At 68.1% G+C, this 14,623-nt stretch carries 15 protein-coding genes and 1 pseudogene; 4 read left to right on the top strand and 12 right to left on the bottom strand.

The features are described 5' to 3' along the window. Positions 1 to 101 precede the first annotated feature (101 nt). Positions 102 to 446 (top strand): hypothetical protein, encoded by a 345-nt coding sequence (locus F3087_RS17715; RefSeq protein WP_150403092.1) that lies wholly within the window; start codon positions 102 to 104, stop codon positions 444 to 446. Here F3087_RS17715 and F3087_RS17710 read toward each other — a convergent pair. Beyond that, positions 435 to 800: a DUF4111 domain-containing protein gene (locus F3087_RS17710; RefSeq protein WP_223885151.1), complete on the bottom strand. Its 366-nt coding sequence runs from the start codon at positions 798 to 800 to the stop codon at positions 435 to 437. The two genes, F3087_RS17715 and F3087_RS17710, sit on opposite strands and share 12 nt — an antisense overlap. Before the next feature lie 86 nt (positions 801 to 886). After that, positions 887 to 1,711, bottom strand: a complete 825-nt coding sequence (locus tag F3087_RS17705) for a class I SAM-dependent methyltransferase (RefSeq protein ID WP_150403091.1) — start codon at positions 1,709 to 1,711, stop codon at positions 887 to 889. Between the two features lie 61 nt (positions 1,712 to 1,772). Between F3087_RS17705 and F3087_RS17700 the strand changes: the two genes are divergently transcribed. Further along, entirely contained in the window at positions 1,773 to 2,363 is a 591-nt protein-coding gene (locus F3087_RS17700; RefSeq protein WP_150403090.1) for a TetR/AcrR family transcriptional regulator, read from the top strand. Here F3087_RS17700 and F3087_RS47320 read toward each other — a convergent pair. From F3087_RS47320 to F3087_RS17685, 4 genes and pseudogenes are all read right to left on the bottom strand, one after another. Beyond that, positions 2,360 to 2,983: a methyltransferase gene (locus F3087_RS47320; protein ID WP_317983928.1), complete on the bottom strand. Its 624-nt coding sequence runs from the start codon at positions 2,981 to 2,983 to the stop codon at positions 2,360 to 2,362. The genes F3087_RS17700 and F3087_RS47320 overlap by 4 nt on opposite strands. A 107-nt stretch (positions 2,984 to 3,090) precedes the next feature. Further along, positions 3,091 to 3,252: pseudogene (locus F3087_RS47315) on the bottom strand (methyltransferase family protein); the annotation flags it as partial. Between the two features lie 224 nt (positions 3,253 to 3,476). Next, on the bottom strand, positions 3,477 to 4,007 hold the full coding sequence (locus F3087_RS17690; protein WP_150403089.1) for a pyridoxamine 5'-phosphate oxidase family protein: 531 nt from the start codon (positions 4,005 to 4,007) through the stop codon (positions 3,477 to 3,479). Positions 4,008 to 4,065: 58 nt separating this feature from the next. Continuing rightward, entirely contained in the window at positions 4,066 to 6,621 is a 2,556-nt protein-coding gene (locus tag F3087_RS17685) for a cytochrome P450 (protein WP_150403088.1), read from the bottom strand. A gap of 106 nt (positions 6,622 to 6,727) precedes the next feature. On the opposite strand from F3087_RS17685, the gene F3087_RS17680 reads away from it, so the two are divergent. Together F3087_RS17680 and F3087_RS17675 are read left to right on the top strand one after the other, a co-directional pair. Next, positions 6,728 to 8,008, top strand: a complete 1,281-nt coding sequence (locus F3087_RS17680) for a glycosyltransferase (RefSeq protein WP_150403087.1) — start codon at positions 6,728 to 6,730, stop codon at positions 8,006 to 8,008. 22 nt (positions 8,009 to 8,030) lie between these two features. Continuing rightward, a complete protein-coding gene (locus tag F3087_RS17675) occupies positions 8,031 to 8,795 on the top strand; it encodes an ABC transporter permease (RefSeq protein WP_150403086.1) in 765 nt (254 codons plus the stop codon). Between the two features lie 36 nt (positions 8,796 to 8,831). On the opposite strand, the gene F3087_RS17670 is transcribed toward F3087_RS17675, so the two are convergent. The 6 genes from F3087_RS17670 to F3087_RS17645 all read right to left on the bottom strand — a co-directional run bounded on the left by F3087_RS17670 (position 8,832) and on the right by F3087_RS17645 (position 14,593). After that, entirely contained in the window at positions 8,832 to 9,662 is an 831-nt protein-coding gene (locus F3087_RS17670) for a MerR family transcriptional regulator (protein ID WP_223885150.1), read from the bottom strand. 42 nt (positions 9,663 to 9,704) lie between these two features. After that, positions 9,705 to 11,207: a flavin-containing monooxygenase gene (locus tag F3087_RS17665; RefSeq protein WP_150403085.1), complete on the bottom strand. Its 1,503-nt coding sequence runs from the start codon at positions 11,205 to 11,207 to the stop codon at positions 9,705 to 9,707. 5 nt (positions 11,208 to 11,212) lie between these two features. Next, positions 11,213 to 12,133 (bottom strand): ferritin-like domain-containing protein, encoded by a 921-nt coding sequence (locus F3087_RS17660; RefSeq protein WP_150403303.1) that lies wholly within the window; start codon positions 12,131 to 12,133, stop codon positions 11,213 to 11,215. 7 nt (positions 12,134 to 12,140) lie between these two features. Further along, positions 12,141 to 13,046: an SDR family NAD(P)-dependent oxidoreductase gene (locus F3087_RS17655; RefSeq protein WP_150403084.1), complete on the bottom strand. Its 906-nt coding sequence runs from the start codon at positions 13,044 to 13,046 to the stop codon at positions 12,141 to 12,143. Positions 13,047 to 13,048: 2 nt separating this feature from the next. Beyond that, entirely contained in the window at positions 13,049 to 14,035 is a 987-nt protein-coding gene (locus F3087_RS17650) for an alpha/beta hydrolase (protein WP_150403083.1), read from the bottom strand. Positions 14,036 to 14,173: 138 nt separating this feature from the next. Next, positions 14,174 to 14,593, bottom strand: a complete 420-nt coding sequence (locus F3087_RS17645) for a hypothetical protein (RefSeq protein ID WP_150403082.1) — start codon at positions 14,591 to 14,593, stop codon at positions 14,174 to 14,176. Between the last annotated feature and the right edge of the window lie 30 nt (positions 14,594 to 14,623).

The following is a 14,623-nucleotide window of genomic DNA, read 5'->3' as shown; positions in this document are numbered from 1 at the left end:
GGTGGAATGGCCGAGGACGATCAGGGGGACGTTTCACGCTGATGCGGCGACCGGACCGATTCCGGCTGGGTTGCACAATCGCGCCGAGAAAGGGATCCCCAGTGAGCACTGTGCTGCGACGAATCGTCGGAGGTGGCTGCTTGTTCGTGCTCGCCTGCGGCACCGTGATCGCCAGAGCCGACCAGGCGACCGCCGACCCCGGCGGTTGCTACGTCGACCGCGGCCTCACCGACGCCGTCGCCCTCTGCCACGAGGGATACGGATCCACCGTGCTGGAAGTCGAGTGCCTCGGCATCAGCGTCCCCGCAACCCCCGACAGCCCCATCTTCGGCCCATACCCCGGCACCGATTCCCCTTCGGCGGCCGTCGGCCAGTCGATGCGCGCCTCCTGCGTGACCACGACCGCCCTAGGCATCACCACCCGCGCCTTCGTCTCACCCTCCTGAGGCGTCGATCGCGTCCCGCAGCACCGCCGCCGTCTCCCGGAACGCCCCGGCCGCCCCGGTCCAATCCTCCTCGACCGCAACGAGATACACCGCACGCGCATGCACAAGCGGTGCCTGCAACGACTCCGGAACCCTCGCCACCGCCCACTCGGCAGCCCTATCCTTGGCCGCGATCTCCCCGGTCGTCACCGTCATCCAAATCCGCGCCAGCGTCAACAGCACATTGCGCGTATCGGATTCGAGCTCACCGAGCAGCCCGGGCACCCCGGCGACCATGGCACGCGACAGATCGGCGATAGGAACCGAGGCGAACACCTCCGCAGGCGGCGGCCCGACCACCACCGAGTCACCCACCAAATCACTAACCGGCGGATACCGCTAAGGCCGCACCTTCCGGAAGCGTGGCATCACAAGGTTATCCGGTGATGGCGGTGTCAGGGTTAGCTGATCTTTCGTACTGCGGTGACCATTGCTGCCGTGTATTGCACGGTGAAGGTGCCGCCGGCCGCGTCGATGGCCGTGCCGAGGCCGGCGAGTACTTGGTCGAGGAGCGGTTGGGGGAGTCGGGTGGTGGCGCCGGTGGTGGCGGAGTATTCGAGCCATTCGTCGCGGGTGTACTGCTGTTCCCACTGGAATTGCTGTTGCTGCGGCTCGCCGAAGGCGCCTGACTGGCGGATGCCGTCGGAGGTCTTGTCGCACATCGACGCGTAGAGCTGCAAGGCGGAGCCCGTGGGGATTCGGCCGACGGGGGAGTCGGGGACCAGCCGGCGGAAGACGTCGGCGAAGGCGCGCTCGAGTTCGGGCGGTGGCTGGCTCACGTTCCAGAACGGGGCGAGCACTCCGCCCGGTCGCAGCACCTCGGCCGCCTTGGCCGCGCCGGCGACGGTGTCCACCCAGTGCCAGGCCTGCCCGGCGACGACCAGGTCGAAGGTCCGGCCTGCGGGATCCCAGGTTTCGAAGGTGGACACCTCGACTTCGGTGCCGCCGCGGCGCGCGAATTCGGCCATGCGCTCGTCGGGTTCGACACCGACCACGTGGCAGCCCGCCGCGTGGAACTGCCGCGCGACGATGCCGGTGCCGATGCCGACGTCGAGGACATCGCGTCCCGGGCCGGCGGCGATGATCGCCTGCACCATCGCCTCGGGATACCGGGGCCGGGAGCGGTCGTAGCGTTCGGCATCCACGCCGAACGACTCCGCGATTTCGCGTGCTCGATGCGACTCTTGCTGCGGAAGGGGCGGTTGCCCCGAAGGTATAGTGGGCATGCGCCCACTATAAGTGGGCACATGCCCACTCTTCAACCCGCGATGCAAGGAGAACTACCCAGTGCCAACCGGAGTGGCCATGCGCGACGTGCGCGAGCAACTGTTCGACGCCGCCGAACGCATCCTGATCCAGGCCGGCCCGAGCGCGCTGACCAGCCGCGCGGTCACCACGGAGGCGGGCTGCGCCAAGGGCGTGCTGCACCGGCACTTCGCCGACTTCGACGATTTCCTCGCCGAACTCGTGCTCGACCGCATCGCGCGGATCGACCAGCAGAGCGCCGCGCTGCGCGAGATCGCAGGCACCGGCACGGTCGTCGGCAATCTCGGCGACGCGTTGACGGACGTGTTCGGGACGGTCGCGGTGGCCATCGTCAGCCTGGTCACCTTCCGAGACGAGTTGCGCGCCAGGCTCCGCCGGACGCGGCCGACTGGTGTTCCGCTCCTCGCGGAGGCAACGGCTATGATCGCCGACTACCTCGGAGCCGAGCGTGACAAGGGGCGCATCGTGGCCGCAGCCGACGTAGAAGTGCTGGCGCCCACGCTGATCGGCGCCGGGCATCTCCTGTTCGCCGACCGCAAAGGCACACCGCCGGAATCCGAAGCCGTCCGCCGGGTGGTGAACACGGTCATCGCCGGCGTTCTGACACCTTAGACGGGTACGGCCTCGAGAATATTGTCCGGCGAGACCGTCGGCACGATCCGGCTCAGCGTGAACCCGAAGCGCGCCAGGAACTTTCGATACTCCTCGGCGGTACGTTCCCGCCCGCCCGTGTTCACCAGCATCTCGAGATCGATGTACTTACCCGGATGCGGTCGAGTGTTCTCCGGGACAACCAGTTCGATAATCAACAGGCGCGCATCGGGTTTCATCGCCGCGCGCACCGTCGACAGAATCCGCCCCGCGTCGTCGTCGGCCCAGTCGTGCAGGATGTGCTTGAGGATGTAGGCATCACCGCCGTGTGGAACCGCATCGAAGATCGATCCGCACTCGACCGCGCACCGGTCGGCCAGGCCGAGTTCGGCCAGCCGGCTGCGCGCCGACTCGGCCACCGCCGGCAGCTCGAACAGAATCCCCTTGGATCGTGGTGCCCGGCACAGGATCTCGGCGAGCATCGTGCCCTCGCCACCGGCGACATCGACGAGCGTCTCGAACTGCGCGAAATCGTAGGCCGCGAGCAGTGGAGCGAGCCCGAGGCCGCCGCTTGGCCGACCGGCTTCCCGGTGCGCACCGCGTCGACGAGATGCGACCAGTTCTCCCGATGAATCGAGCACCCGAAGAACAACGCGGCATCACGCAACGAAACGTCGGCATCACGCCGCAGTGCCCGCGCCATCGAAGTCAGTGCGTACCGGCCATCGCGCCGCCGGGTGAAGATCCCGTGACCGATCAGCAGCCGCAGCAACCGATGCAGCGCATCCTCATCGGCCCCGACCGCCTTCGCCAGCTCGGCCCCACCGAGCGGTCCATCGGCCAGCGCGTCGGCGACCCCGAGCTCGGCGGCGGCATGAATCGCCTGCGTCAGCCATCCGGCGGCGAGCATCTCCATCACGGCGACCTGCCCCGGCACCAGCTTGCGATAGGCGATCGACAGCCCGTTGCGTACCGACTCCACCGCACGAACCAGCCCCAGCGGCGGCATTCTCGGCTGGTCGGATGCCACGGGTGACTCCCATCCGCCCGACGGTCGGCGTTTTTGCGCCAACCAGCAGGTTACGGGCCCCGCGCGTGGTGGGCCGAACACCCGGCCGGTGGAAGCGGGCCTGCTCAGAAATGCCAGCGCGTCGCGCCGCCGGGCTCGACCGTGCCGAGCGCCATCGCTGTCGTCGCGGTGATCCGGTAGATGTGCCAGGGCGGCGGGCCGGCGGACGGGGCGCTGTATTCGGCGGTGAGCGCCTGGCCGGTCTCGTCGGGCTTGGCGGGCCAGCCGTCCGCGGCGTAGCGCGCGGCGATCTCGGCGACCGCCGCCGGGTCCGTCACCAGCGCGGCCGTGCCGTTGACGGTGAGGTCGAAGTCGTGCAGGGAGATGCTGATCGCGCAGCGCGGATCGCGGGCGAGGTTGCGGCCCTTGCGGGTTCGCGCGCCGGTGGTGAACCAGAACGCGCCGTCGAGCCAGAGCGCGCCGAGCGCGGTCAAGTGCGAGCTGCCGTCCGGGTTGATGGTGCTCAACCAGTAGGTGTGCCGGTTCGGGCCGCCGGTGTCCGGGGCCTGCGGGATGTTCGCGTCGAGCGTCGACTGGACGGTCGCCCAGTCCAGCTCCGGCAACGAGTAGAGGTCCGCGAGGTTGGTGGTGTCCATACTGTGATGACGAAACGACGGCGCGGAACTCATCGGCAGCAGACGCGCCCCCGCGGGCTTACCGCCGAGCCCGCAACACCACCGGCAGCCGGGACGGTGCGGCGACGAAGTCGCGATTCGACGGTTTCACCTGGTAGCCGGGGTCGGCGACCGGCTGCCACCGGGCGAACAGGGCGGCCGTCGCGAGCGTGATCGTCATCAGGGCGAAGTTGTTGCCCGGACAGTGCCGATTGCCGACCCCGAACGGCAGGATCGCCTTCTTGTCGATCTCCTCGGCCCGGCCGGGAAACCAGCGATCGGGGTCGAAGGTTTCCGGGTCCGGGTAGTACTGCGCGTTGTGATGGATCATGTACGGGCTGTACACCACCATGGCGCCGTCGGGCAGCGTGGTGCCGCCGAGCGTGACCGGACCGTCCGCGGTGTGCGTACTGACCCACGGCCCCCAGAACCGCAGGGTCTCCAGCACCACCAGCCGCAGGTAGGGCAGCTCGGCGACATGGTCGGGCGTGACCGGCCCGTCGCCGACGAAATCGTCCAGTTCGCGGCGCAATTCGGCGGCGATGTCCGGGCTGCGCATGATCTCGTGCCACACCCAGCCGAGGATCGACGCGGTCGAGCCGACGCCGGCGGCGAGCATGAGCAGCAGCTCGTCGATGATCTCCTCGTCCGATAGCCGGATCCCGGTCTCCGGGTCGCGGTGGCGCACCAGCGCGGAGAGCACATCGTGGAAATCCCGGTCGGCGCGGCGGTATTCGGCGACCACCGCGCCGATCTCCGCGCGCAGCCGGTGCGACTTGGCGGTGAACCGGCGGTTGGCCACGACGCGCAGGCGGCGCACCGGCGGCGGCAGCGCGGCCCGCTGGATCACCTGGCCGAGCAGCCACGGAATGGTCTGCTGCACTTCCCGTTTCGCGTCCGCGCCGAACTCGGCGGTGAACAGCGTCGAGGAGATGGTGTCGAGGACGAGCCGGTGCGCCTCGTCGACCAGGTTCAGTGTCCGGCCCGGCCGCAGCGATTCCGCCCACGTGTTCGCCAGATCGGCGGCTACCGTGGCGTATTCGTTCAACCGGCGCTGCCGCAGCGCGGGCGCGATCATCCGGCGGCGCAGTTCGTGCGGCTTGCGGCTGAGCACATTGGACGCGCCGCGAATCACCTCCTGGATCGCGTCGCGCAGCTCCTCGCGGTGGAATTCGCCCGCCTCACCGAAACTCAGCTCGCGAATGAGGTCGGGGGTGGTGAGCACGTAGGCGGGGCGCGGCCCGAGGTAGATCCGGACGATCGGGCCGACGTCGGCCAGTGACGTGACGAACTTCAGGCCGTCGCGCAATGCCACAATGCTGTGGCCGAGTAGGGGAAGCCGCCCGGGGGCGGTGGGAACGTTCGGAACAGTCTGCGGCATAGCGGGTTTCGCGTCTCCGACCAGTTCGGTGTAGATCGAGAGGATGGTTTCGGTGAGGCGGGACTGCCGTGCGGTATCGCCGTGCTCGGTGAGGACTTTGCGCATCGGCGTCAATTGTTCTGGGTGATCGGCGAGTTCGCGCAGCGAATCGGAAAGTGCCGCCACGGACGGGTCGCGCGTGCAGACGCCGCCGCCCTCGGGCACCGTCTCGGCCAGATCCGGATCGCAGTAGACGACGGGCAGCCGCATCGCCACCGCCTCCAGCAGGGCCATGCCCTGAGTATCGAAACCTGAAGAGGGGAAGAGCAATACGTCGTGCGTCGCCATAGCGGCCAGGCAGTCCGCCTGACTGACTCCGCCGTGCAGCCGTACGCGATCGCTCAGGCCACCGGTCTCGATCGCCGCCTGCGCTCGCTCGTACAGATCTCCCGAGCCGTAGATGTCGAACGCGCAGTTCTCGACCCGGCGCACCGCCTCGATGGCTTCGAGGAGCCGTTTCTCCCCGGACAGCCTGGCACACCACAGGATTCGCAGCGGACCGCTTCCTGGCCCGCCCTCGAACTTCTGCGCCTCGTCGAGGAGTTCATCATCGATTCCGTTGGAGATCACCCGAAGCGGCCGATCCAGCCCGTGCGCCAGGATGCGCTCGGCGAAGTGTTCGGTCGGCACGATCACCCGATCGGCGGCCTGCGCCTGCGCGACCATCGTCCGCCAGGCATGCCGGGCTGCGCGGGATTCGTTGTTGCGCGGCATCTCCCCGCGATGAGACACGAAACGTCCGTGCAGCGCGCGCATGGTGAGTGCGGACAGATACGGCACGGGGGAGGTGTTGGCGATGAAGACATCGTCGCGACTGTGCACCGTGTGCACCACCGGAATCCCATGCCGCCGCGCCGCCCGCAGCCCGGCGATGGCCACCCCGTAGGTGGTCTGGGTGTGCACGACATCGATCGGCCCGCGCTCGGCGAAGACCGCATCGATCGACCGGTTGTTCGCCGGAGTCGGCAACACCATGGCGAAACCGTTGACCACAACCCCGCCTAGTGCGGAAAGGACCACAATGTCCTGCTCCGATTCGGTAGATTCCGGCGTGGGCGCGGTGAACACGGTGACGCGGTGGCCGAGCCGCTCGAGCCCGCGACGCTGGGCATGTACCGAGGTCTGGATCCCGCCGAGGGTCGCGGGATGGAAGTCCGTGAACAGCGCGACGTGCATGGGACCACGGTACGGACATGTGCACCACGCGCATGCTGGAAGAACGACGAGTCGCCGACCTGCGGCCCGACGAATGCGGGAGCGCCCGCCGAGTACAGGAGCTGGCATGAGAGTGGCGATTCCGTTGACGGGCACCCGCGGCGACGTCCAACCCGCCGTGGCGCTCGGCCTGGAGCTGCGCAGGCGCGGCCACGACGTGCTGCTCGGCGCGCCGCCGAACCTGGTCGACTTCGCCACCCGCACCGGCCTGTCCGCGGTCAGCTGCGGGCCGGATGTGCAACAGCTCTATGCCTCCGACGAAGGCCAGAAGGCACTCGCCGCGGGCAGCAGTTTCCGGCTCATGCAACTCGTCGGCAAGCAGATGGCCGACTACGCCGAGCAGATGAACCGCGAGGTGATCGACGTCTGCGCCGGCGCGGACATCATCGTCTCGACGATGCTCACCGAGGACCGGGCCGCGTCGGTCGCCGAGGCGATGCGGGTGCCGCTGGTCTCGCTGCACGGCTTCCCGTGCCGGAAGAACACCGCGTACCCGTTCCCGGGCGCGCTGCCGGCGGACTGGCAGCCGCCGGGTGTGGTGAACCGGGCCACCTGGTTGCTTGCCGAGAACCTGCGCCGCGTCGTCTTCATGAAATACCTGAACCAGCTGCGCAAGGAACTCGGCCTGCCGCGATCGACCGCCGGTCCGGCCGCCGTATTGGAACGCGACGGCGTGCCCGAGGTGCAGATCTACGACCCCGCCCTGGTGCCCGGCCTGGCTGAGGAGTGGGGCGAGCGCCGCCCGCTCGTCGGCTTCCTGCCGCTGGAACGGACCGCGCGCGAAGCCCTCGGCGAGTTGGCTGCCGATCACGGCGAGGTGATCGCCTGGATCGCGGAGGGCGAGCCGCCGGTGTACTTCGGATTCGGCAGCATGCCTATCCGGGACACCCACGCCGTGCTCGCCATCGTGGCGGAGGTGTGCGAAAGCCTCGGCATCCGCGGCCTGGTGAGCGCGGGCTGGAGCGATCTGGCCGCCGCCGACGCGGAAACCGGGGCGCGGGTCAAGGTGGTCGGCCCGGTCGCGCACGACATCATCTTTCCGGTGTGTGCCGCCGCCGTGCATCACGGCGGCATCGGCACCACCTTCGAGAGCCTGCGGGCCGGTCTGCCGACGCTGGTCTGTTCGGTGTCGTTCGATCAGCCGATGTGGGGTGGACAGGTCGAACGTCTCGGTGTCGGAGCGCATGTGAGCTTCCGCAAACTCGACCGCGATCGGCTGGAGGCCGGGGTGCGGACGCTGCTCGAGCAGGGGACCGCGCAGCGGGCGAAAGCCCTTGCCGGCGAACTGCAATCGCACGCGGACGCGACCCCGCGCACCGCCGACATCGTCGAAGCGGCCGCCGGGTGAGCAGGCGAACCGCGGCGGTGGCATGAGCCGGCCGGTAACGGTCGTCACCGATTCCGCCGTCATGTTCCGGCGCGCGGTGCGGCACACGCTGCGCAGCCGCGACACGCTGCTGATCTCGATGCTGCTGCCCGTGCTGATCATGCTGCTGTTCGTGTACGTGTTCGGCGGCGCGATCCAGGTGGACGGCCCGTACATCGACTACGTGATTCCCGGAATCATCCTGCTGTGCACCGGATTCGGCGCATCGATCACCGCGACCGCGGTGGCGACCGATCTGCGCACCGGCGCGGTGGACCGATTCCGGACGTTGCCGATCTTCCGGCAGGCACTGCTCGCCGGGCATGTCGGCGAAGGCGTCGTACGCAATATGATCGCCGTCGCCATCGTGCTGGCGGTCGGCACGATCCTGGGATTCCGCTCGGACACCGGCTTTTTCGCGTGGCTCGGCGCACTCGCGATAATCCTGCTCTTCGTCCACGCGATCACCTGGATCGCGGTGGCACTAGGCCTCCTGGCGCAAAACCCCGAGGCAGCAGGCGGATACACCTACGCGATCATGTTCATCCCGTACATCAGCAGCGCCTTCGTACCCACCAGCTCCATGCCGACCTGGCTCCGCGGTTTCGCCGAACATCAGCCCGCGACACCCGTGATCGACACGCTCCGCAACCTGCTCACCGGTGGCACGGAGAGCAGCGCGCTACCGGCCGTACTCTGGTCGGCCGGCCTGGCAATAATCGGATATGTCTGCGCCGCAGTGCTCTTCGCCCGCAGGTCGCGGAATTGAGTCCAGCCGTATCCGGAGCCCGACGCCTGAGGTGCGCTACGGGGACGGTTCCGGGCGGGAATCCGACCGCGCGCGTTCGCGTTCGGCGGCGGTGGCGAGGTAGTCGCCGAGTTCGTGGCGCAGGGTGACGTCCAGCGAGCGGGCCAGGGTGGAGTGCACCGAGGCGACGGCGAGTTCGCGCATCTTGCTCAACATCATTGTGGTGTCGCCGATTTCGCTGCTGGTGTCGGGGAGCCAGCCGGGGCCGTGCTCATCGATGATGTGCTGCTTGGCGGCGGTGATCATGATGTGGGTGATGTCGTCGATACGATCGGCGACCTTGGCGTAGATCTCGATCAGCGTGCGCAGTTCCAGGCCGTACTCGTGCAGCTCGGCGAACGAGGTGAGCAGCTGGGTTTCGGTGAACACGACCGTGTCACCCTCGAGCCGGACCAGTTTCATCTCGCGCAGCCGGTCGACCAGCTCGTCGGCCTCCGCGCCGAGGATGGTGCCGATCAGCTCGCGCGGAACCTCGAACGTCTCGTCCTTGGCCCAGGACGCCGTGACCGCGTGTTGCAGGCCGAGCACCTCGGTGAGGTCCTTGCCGGTTTCCCAGCTGGTGATGAAGTCGCCGATGTGCGAGGTGGTGAAGCCGCGTTGCAGCAGCGCGTCGATCAACCGCAGCCGTTCCAGGTGCGAGTTGTCGTAGATGCTGGCCCGGCCGTCCTTGCCGACCGGCGGCGGCAGCAACCCACGCTCCTGATACGCGCGCACGTTGCGGGTGGTGGTGCCCGCGGCGCGCGCGAGGTCATCGATCCGGTACTCCATCGATCCCACCTCCTCGCCCACCACGGCCCCGGTATGCCGGCGACCGAACAGCCCGATCATTGATCGACCGAGTCTATCGCCAAGGTCGCCGGCGACCGTCATCTAGGAAACCGCCGCGATCCGGGGCCTCCGCGCGTTGCGATCCGCGGCGACGACCGTGTAGTCGGCGAGGTCCACGGTCCGCAGCTGGTTGACGTACTGCGTGGCGAACCCCGGATACATGGTCGCGTTGAACCCATCCTCGGTCAGGTACCAGCTGCGGCAACCCGAGTTCCAGGTGGTGCTGGTCAGCCTGCGCTGCATGCCCGCGTTGTAGCGGTCCTGCCGGTCCTTGCGGACGTCGAGGACGCGCAGATCCTGCTCCAGGATGGTGCCGACGGCACTGACCAGGTAGTCGATCTGCGCCTCCATGTACACCAGCGCCGAGTTGTGACCCGGCCCCGAGTTCGGCCCGAACGTGAGGAACAGATTCGGGTAACCCGACACCGCGACGCTCTTGTAGGCGTACGCGCCGCCCGACCATTCCTCGGCCAGCACCCGGCCGTCGCGGCCGACGACCGGAACCGGGGTGCCGGTCTTGGACACGTCGAAGCCGGTCGCGAAAACGATGCAATCTGCCTGGTGCTCAACACCTTCCGCGGTCCGGATGCCGCGCTCGGAGAGCTTGGCGATGGGCCAGGTGATCAGCTTGCAGTTGTCCCGTTGCAGGGCCGGGTAGTAGTCGTCGGTCATCAGCAGCCGCTTGCAGCCCGCCCGGAAGTCCGGGGTCAGCTGACGGCGCAGCCAGGGATCCTTGACCTGCCTGCGCAATTGAGCCTTGCCGACCAGCTCGACCACCCGGGTCAGCGGCGTGTTCCAGACGACGCCGAGGGCGACCGACTCGTGCCCGTAGAACCAGGCCTGCCGCGCCAGCTGCTCGGCGGCCGGCACCCGGCGATAGATCTCCTTGGTCACCGCGTTGGTGCGCCGGTTCACCCGGGGCAGCACCCAGCCCGGCGTGCGCTGAAAGACCTTGACCGAGGCCGCTTTGTCGACCAGCTCGGGAATGATCTGCACCGCGCTCGCACCGGTGCCGACGACGGCGACCTTCTTGCCGGTGAAGTCGTAGTCGTGATCCCAACGGGCACTGTGGATCTTGTGCCCCGTGTAGTCGTCTATTCCGCGGATGTTCGGAAAGCTGGCATTGGCCAGCGGTCCCGAGGCGAGCACGACCGCGCGGGCGCGCACCGTGCCCTGGCCGTCGATGCTGATCTCCCACTGCCCGGCGTCCTCGTCGAAGACGATGCCGGACACGTTGCTGCCGAACCGGAAATGCGGTCCGAGCCCGAACTCGGCGGCCATCGACTCGATGTAGCCGAGGATCTCGTTGCTGCCCGAGTAGGTGTGCGACCAGTCCGGGTTCGGCGCGAAGCTGTAGGAGTACAGCCGCGACGGAATGTCGCAGGCCGCACCGGGATAGGTGTTGTCGCGCCAGGTGCCGCCGATCGCGTCGCCGCGTTCGAAGATGGCGAAACCGTCGATTCCCTTCTGTTTCAGGCGAATCGCGGCGCCGATGCCGGCGAACCCGCCGCCGATGATGGCGACGTCCAATGTCTGATTGCTCATCTGCCCTATGCCGCCGGCTCGTAGGTGACTTCCTTGACCCAGGTCGGGTCCCTGCGCAGCAGCGCCTTCGGCACCCTGGCGGTGATCTTCACCAGCGCGTCGGCGAACAGGTGGTACGGGTGGCCGCGGTCGATCACCCAGCCGCCCTGCATCTTCACCAGCTGATACATCGGCAGCCTGCGCGCGAATTCGCTGCGCTCACCGACATTGGCGTAGCGTTTGAGCGCCGAGTACAGCTTCTCCTCGTCGACGCCCATCTCGACGATGTTGTCGCGCATCTTGTTCAGCAGTGGCACGTAGCTCAGCACGCCGATGATCAGCGACGGCTTCAGCCAGCCGCCGACGAGATCGGTGGCGAGCTTGCGGATCTGGGCGTGACCGAGCACATCCATCACCGCGAAATCGACGGCCAGGTGCCGGGATTCGTCGTTGTTGATCTTCTTGAACACGTCCTGGCAGACCGGGTCGTGGATCTCGTCCATGATGAACTTGACCAGCGCGCCGTCCAGCGCCACCTCGAGCATCGGAATGACGGTGCCCAGGAACGACAGCGACATCCCGTCGGCGTACTTGTCCAGGAAGTCGATCACCAGCTTGACGTTCACGTTCGGCTGCGGGATCTCGTCGCCGTCGAGCATGCCCCAGCGTCGCATCAGCGCCAGTTCGGCATTCGCGTGCCGCTGTTCCTCGGCGTGGAAGTAGCGGTAGATCTCGCGCAGCGTCTCGGTGGGCGCCTTCTTCGCCATGGCGGCGAAGCCGCGCGCGCCGACGTTCTCGATCCACATCAGATCGGCCATGAACGGCTTGAGCTTGGCGTGCAGCTCGGGCGAGATGGTCTCGGCACCCGGTGCGTCCCAATCGATGTCGGCCAGCGCCCACTGCCGGTCTTTGATCTTGGTGAGCATGTCGTCGAAGTCCATCGTGATGGCCATGTCAGACTCCTGTCTTGTCGGTGACCGAGGTGCGGTCGGTGGAAGGCGAGTTGTCCTGGGGCAGAACCCGATCCAGGAGGCCGAGGACGTAGGTGTACTGGGCGGGGAAGTAGCGCTTGAGCCGCCAGACGACGTGGGCGTCCAGCTGCGGCAGCACATACAGCTGCCCGCGGTCGTGAGCGTCGAGGGTGCTGCGGGCGACGTACTCGGGGGAGAAGCCGGTCCAGCGCATGAGGGTGTCGGCCAGGCTCGCCGACTGCTGAGTGATCCGGCCGCCCTTGGCCACATTGGTCTTCACGAACGTGGGGCACAGCACGGTGACCGCGACACCGGTACCGCTCAGCTCGGCGGCCATCGTCTCCGACAGCGACATCACGCCCGCCTTGGACACGTTGTAGACGGCCATCGACGGCGCGGCGGCGAACCCGGCCGCGGAGGCGACATTGATGATCCCGCCCCGGCGCGCGGCGCGCAGCTGCGGCGTGAACACCTCACATCCGTGCACCACACCCCACAGGTTGATGCCGAGCGCCCACTCCCAGTCGTCGAATCCGACCTGGCCGACCCGCTTTCCGCCGATGCCGACGCCGGCATTGTTGATCACCAGGCTGACCGGGCGCTCGAACAGTGACTCGGCAAAGCGCGCAAGGTTTTCCACGTCCTCACGCTGCGCCACATCGCAGCGGAACGCGTGCGCGGTGCCGGGATGCTTGCGTTCGATCAGCGCGACGGTCTGATCGGCGCGGGCCTCGTCTATGTCGGCGCAGATCACCTGCCCGCCGCGGTCGGCGAGCTCCAGCGCGAAGGCCCGGCCGATGCCGCTGCCCGCGCCGGTCACCACCGCTCGCGCGCCGTACGTGCGCCGTGGCCGATTGCCAAGCGGCAGCAGCTTTTCCAGTCCGAACATCGTCAGCTCACCTTCTCGGAGACAGTGCGGTCGGCCAGTGCCGCGCGCAGGAACTCGGCCGCGCGGGTCAGGGCCTGATCGGCTTCGGGGACCAGCGTCGGCAACGCCTGGAAGACGTGCACCTGACCCGGCCAGATCTCCAGTTCGCAGCTACCGCCCGCGGCGCGCACCGTCGCGCACAGCGCTCGCGCGTCGGCCCTGAGCATTTCGGCGCCGCCGACCTGAACGAGCATGGGCGGCAAGGGGATACCCTCCGGCACGGTCAGCCGCAGCCGGGGCAGGTCGTCGGGCAGGCCCTTGGTGTACTCGCGCGGCATCCGGCTCGCGGCCGCGGCGGAGATGAGCGGATCCCGTTGCTGCCGTTCCTGTTCGGCGGCCAGCTTCAGGGTGAGGTCGAACAGCGGCGAGAACATCGTCACGGCCGCGGGCTGCGGGACGCGGTGGCGATTGTTCTCGATGAGCAGGTCCAGCGCCAGGTGCCCGCCGGCCGAATCACCGGCGACCACCAGGTCGTTCGCGGCATAGCCGCGGTCGAGCAGCCAGCGGTAGCCGGCCTCGATGTCGTCGGCCGCCGCCGGGAAGCGGTGTTCCGGGGCGAGGCGGTAGTCGATGACGAAGACCGGGAGTCCGGTCTTGCGGGACAACTGCGCGGCCAGCCCGCGATGGGTGCGCGCCGAGCAGATGACGTAGGCGCTGCCGTGGATGTAGTAGACGGCTCGCCGGCCGAAGGAGACGCCGGCGGCGCGGACCCATTCGCCGCGCACCGGCCCGGACCGAACCGGCGTGATGGCGGTGCCGCGGGGGACCGGACCGCCGATCGCCATGAAGGTGGCGACCAGCTTGCGGGCGAACCAGACGCCCGGGGCGTTCATCGGCACCGCGTTGTTCAGCGGGCGTAACCCGATCTGGGTGGCCGCCGCGGCCAGTGAGGACCGCGCAGAGGCTCTGGCAGGCACCTTGGGGATCGAGGTCTTCGTTGACCTTGTCATGCGTTCAGAATCATCCATGGATGTGCCAGTTGTCAATGGCACATTCATTGCAGGCTGATCGCGATCGGTCCTGACCTGCGAAAACGACTGCGGTACCAGCAGGTCTGCTGGTACCGCGGTCGGTGGTCGGTTCGGCGGTCAGCGCGCTTTGCGCAGGCCCAGGTATTGCAGGGCGGCGAAGCCACCGACGGTGGCCGCCTGCATGACCGTCCAGATCGAACCCACCGGATTCAGGTCGAGGGCGCCTTCGATCAGGGCGGCGAGGCTGACCACGACCCAGGCGGCGTTGCCCGCGATCACCACGCGGGTGGCGGCGGTGCTGATCGTCTGCCGGGTACCGATGATCGCCACCGCCACGCCGTACAGCGTCAGGAAGATCCCGATCGGAATGCCGATCTCGGTGTCCAGGCCGAGCAGCGACTCCAGCGGCTCGGCCAGGGCGAGGTAGGCCAGGCCGTTGACGCCGGTGACCACGGCATCCAGGCGGAGCGAGAGGCGCAGCAACTTCGGGCCGGGGGCCAGGACGGAGGACAGGTAGGACGGGGCGGTGGTGGTCATGGCGGAGTTTCCTTCAGTGAATCAAGCTGG

Origin of the sequence: Nocardia colli (genome assembly GCF_008704205.1) — a bacterium.
Taxonomy (GTDB): Bacteria; Actinomycetota; Actinomycetes; order Mycobacteriales; family Mycobacteriaceae; genus Nocardia; species Nocardia colli.
The sequence above is the reverse complement of the archived record's forward strand: the minus strand, read 5'-3'. Positions and strand labels throughout refer to the sequence as shown.